General features: G+C 61.7%; 3 protein-coding genes and 1 pseudogene. 3 read left to right on the forward strand and 1 reads right to left on the reverse strand.

What is annotated here, in order from left to right:
* The first annotated feature begins 189 nt into the window (after positions 1-189).
* Genes A2I95_RS28080 through A2I95_RS28090 form a run of 3 tightly spaced genes read left to right on the forward strand, consistent with a single transcriptional unit; the run spans position 190 to position 3,280 of the window.
* The gene (locus tag A2I95_RS28080; protein ID WP_027258643.1) at positions 190-2,037 is read left to right on the forward strand and encodes an ABC-F family ATP-binding cassette domain-containing protein; all 1,848 of its coding nucleotides are present in this window, start codon (positions 190-192) and stop codon (positions 2,035-2,037) included.
* Complete coding sequence (locus tag A2I95_RS28085; RefSeq protein WP_027258642.1) at positions 2,034-2,654, forward strand: MarC family protein; 621 nt, start codon at positions 2,034-2,036, stop codon at positions 2,652-2,654. The genes A2I95_RS28080 and A2I95_RS28085 overlap by 4 nt, the downstream gene beginning before the upstream one ends.
* A gap of 44 nt (positions 2,655-2,698) precedes the next feature.
* Positions 2,699-3,280 (forward strand): TIGR02281 family clan AA aspartic protease, encoded by a 582-nt coding sequence (locus tag A2I95_RS28090; protein WP_027258641.1) that lies wholly within the window; start codon positions 2,699-2,701, stop codon positions 3,278-3,280.
* A 76-nt stretch (positions 3,281-3,356) separates the two neighbouring features.
* On the opposite strand, the pseudogene A2I95_RS28095 reads toward A2I95_RS28090, so the two are convergent.
* Positions 3,357-3,461 (reverse strand): annotated as a pseudogene (locus A2I95_RS28095) (CHAP domain-containing protein); the annotation flags it as partial.

The raw sequence follows: 3,461 nt of genomic DNA on the forward strand, positions 1-3,461 counted from the left end.
CCGATAGCATGGCTCTGTGACAGGATAAAGAGGGGATTGCGCAGCTTTGACGCCGCCGCAAAGGAGGCACACAGCCCGCAGGCTTGGGCTCCTATCCCGCTGCACATCTGAAATAAGCCGGCCACAGCCAGCGCCGACACATGGCCTGCCCCATTGACAAGGGCCAGACAGTACCGCAGTGCTCGGCCCATGTTACGTATCAGCGATATATCCTATGCGGTCGAAGGCCGCCTTCTGTTCGATGGCGCCAGCGCCACGATCCCCACTGGCCACAAGGTTGGACTGGTTGGCCGCAACGGCACCGGCAAGACCACGCTGTTCCGGCTGATCCGCAACGAGCTGTCGCTGGAATCCGGCGCCATTTCCCTGCCCAGCCGGTCCCGGATCGGCGGCATTGCGCAGGAAGCGCCATCTTCAAACGTGTCGCTGATCGATACGGTGCTGGCGGCAGACACCGAACGCGCAGACCTGATGGCCGAGGCCGAGACCGCGCAGGACCCTGGCCGGATTGCCGAAATCCAAACCCGTCTGACAGATATCGATGCCTGGTCGGCTGAGGCCCGCGCCGCCGCCATCCTCAAGGGCCTCGGGTTTGACTATGCCGCCCAGCAACGCCCCTGCTCCGATTATTCGGGCGGCTGGCGGATGCGCGTCGCACTTGCTGCGGTGCTGTTTTCCCAACCTGATCTGCTGCTGCTGGACGAACCGACCAACTACCTAGATCTCGAAGGTGCGCTGTGGCTCGAGGCCTATCTGGTGAAATACCCGCACACCGTGATCATCATCAGCCACGACCGCGAGCTGCTGAACCGCTCGGTGAACGGCATTCTGCACCTCGAAGAGCTGGGGCTGACCTATTACTCCGGCAACTACGACCAGTTTGCCCGTCAGCGCGCCGCCAACCGCGCCAATCAGGCTGCGCAAGCCAAAAAACAGGATGCCCGACGCGCCCATCTGCAAGCTTTTGTCGACCGGTTCAAAGCCAAGGCCAGCAAAGCCAAACAGGCACAAAGCCGGGTGAAGATGCTGGAGAAGATGGAAACCATCCGCGCGCCCGAAGATGCGGCGCGCACGGTGTTCACCTTCCCCGAACCCGAGGAACTGTCGCCGCCGATCATCGCGACTGAGGGTGCTTCGGTCGGCTATGACGGCACTGCGATCCTCAGCCGGCTGGATTTGCGCATCGACCAGGACGACCGTATCGCGCTCTTGGGCAAGAACGGCGAAGGCAAATCCACTCTGTCCAAAATGCTGTCAGGCCGTCTCGATGTGATGGCGGGCAAGATGACCCAATCCGGCAAGCTGCGGATCGGGTTCTTTGCCCAGCATCAGGTGGATGAGCTGCACATTGAAGAAACGCCGCTGCAGCATTTGCAGCGCGAACGCCCGGACGAAGGCCAGGCCCGCCTGCGTGCCCGGCTGGCCGGCTTCGGCCTAGGATCAGATCAGGCCGATACCGAGGTCGGGCGCCTGTCTGGCGGGCAGAAAGCGCGGCTTTCGCTGTTGCTGGCCACCCTGCCCGCCCCTCATCTGCTGATCCTTGATGAACCGACCAACCACCTGGACATCGAAAGCCGCGAAGCGTTGGTGGAGGCTCTGACGGCCTATTCCGGCGCCGTCATTCTGGTCAGCCACGACATGCACCTGCTCAGCCTCGTGGCGGACCGGCTGTGGCTGGTGTCGGGTGGCACGGTGAAACCGTTTGAGGGCGACCTGCCAGCCTACCGCGATCTGCTGCTGACGCGCGATAAACCCGCAGGCAAACCCAAGGCCGCCAAACCCAAGCGCCCCACCCGCGACGCGATTCTGGCGCTGCGCGCCGAGGTGCGCAAAGGCGAGGCCCGGCTCGAAAAAGTCAGCGAAATGCGCGACAAGCTCGCCAAAAAACTGGCGGACCCCGCCCTTTATGATGACGGACGCAAAGACGAAGCCGTTGTCTGGCAGCGCAAATATGCCGAAGTTATGGAAGCCCAGGACCGCGCCGAGGAGCTTTGGCTGAAGGCGGTGGAGAAACTGGAAAAAGCAGAGGCGCAATGATCGACACCGCTTTTCTGATCACCTCCTTTGTCACGCTGTTTGTCATCGTTGACCCGATCGGCCTGACACCGATCTTTCTGGCGCTGACGCAGGGTATGAGTCCGGCACAGCGCCGCTCCATCGCTTTGCGCTCAACCATCACCGCGGCAATCCTGCTTGCGTTGTTTGCGGCACTTGGCGAGGCAGTGCTTGGTTTTGCAGGCATTTCCATGGCCGCATTCCGCATTGCAGGCGGCGTGCTGTTGTTTCTCACCGCGCTCGACATGCTGTTCGAACGCCGCAACAAACGGCGCGAAGACCGCAGCGAGGAGGATGATTTTGATGATCCTTCAATCTTCCCGCTGGCGATCCCGCTGATCGCAGGCCCCGGATCCATCGCCACTGTCATCCTGCTTGCGGGTCAGCAGCCCGGCATTGCCGGCTTTGCCATGGTCATGGGCGTGGTGGCCGCGGTGCTGGCGATCCTGCTGGTGATGTGTCTGTTTTCCGGCATGTTCGAACGGCTGCTTGGCAAAACCGGCATCACCGTGGTGACCCGCCTTTTGGGCATGCTGCTGGCGGCGCTTTCTGTCCAGTTCGTACTCGACGGGCTGCGCGCATTTGGATTTGCAGGCTAGCATAACGCCCCGGCCCGCCTACATTATATGCAGGAGGTGCGCAGATGGGCGAGTTTGAGATCGGGCGGGTTATTTATCTGGTTGTCTTGCTGGTTGCAGTCGGATCCTGGGTGTTTGTGCAAAACCGTCAATCCATCGGCAAGACGCTGCAGATGTTTGCCGTCTGGGGATTTATCTTCCTTGGTGTGATCGCCTCTTACGGGCTGTGGGAGGACATCCGCCAAACCGTGCGCCCGCAGCAAAGCGTCGCTGTTGATGCCGGACGGGTCGAAGTGCCGCGCGCGCCCGACGGACATTACTACCTGACACTGGAGGTGAATGGCGCAGCTGTCCCGTTCCTGGTCGACACCGGTGCCAGCGAAGTTGTGCTGAACGCGCGCGATGCAGAGCGTGCCGGCATTGATACCGACACCCTTGCCTATCTCGGCCGCGCCCGCACCGCCAATGGCGAGGTGCGCACGGCCTCCGTCTGGATCGAAGAAATGTCGCTGGGCGGCATCACCGATACAGACGTGCGCGTCTGGGTCAACCAGGGCGAACTGGAGCAATCCCTGCTGGGCATGGGCTACCTGCAGCGCTGGTCCAGCATCGAAATCCGCAATGGCGCATTGGTGCTGACCCGCTGATCACGCGCCTTGCGGCGCAGGCCTCCGGCAGGGGTATTTCGAACCAGAAAGAAGCAACAGGCCGCTTCCCTGCGTTTCACCCTTCGTCCAAGTCCGGCAGAATGAAGCCGTTGACCGGATAGACGCGCCCAAAGGCCCCTGGATTGCTTTCCAAACGAACAGCAGACCAGTCATTTTCAGC

This window comes from Leisingera sp. F5, assembly GCF_001593695.1.

Excerpts from the sequence above, each read along its gene's own strand:
- A2I95_RS28080 (WP_027258643.1), top strand. The coding sequence starts at position 190 with ATGTTACGTATCAGCGATATATCCTATGCGGTCGAAGGCCGCCTTCTG.
- A2I95_RS28085 (WP_027258642.1), top strand. The coding sequence starts at position 2,034 with ATGATCGACACCGCTTTTCTGATCACCTCCTTTGTCACGCTGTTTGTC.
- A2I95_RS28090 (WP_027258641.1), top strand. The coding sequence starts at position 2,699 with ATGGGCGAGTTTGAGATCGGGCGGGTTATTTATCTGGTTGTCTTGCTG.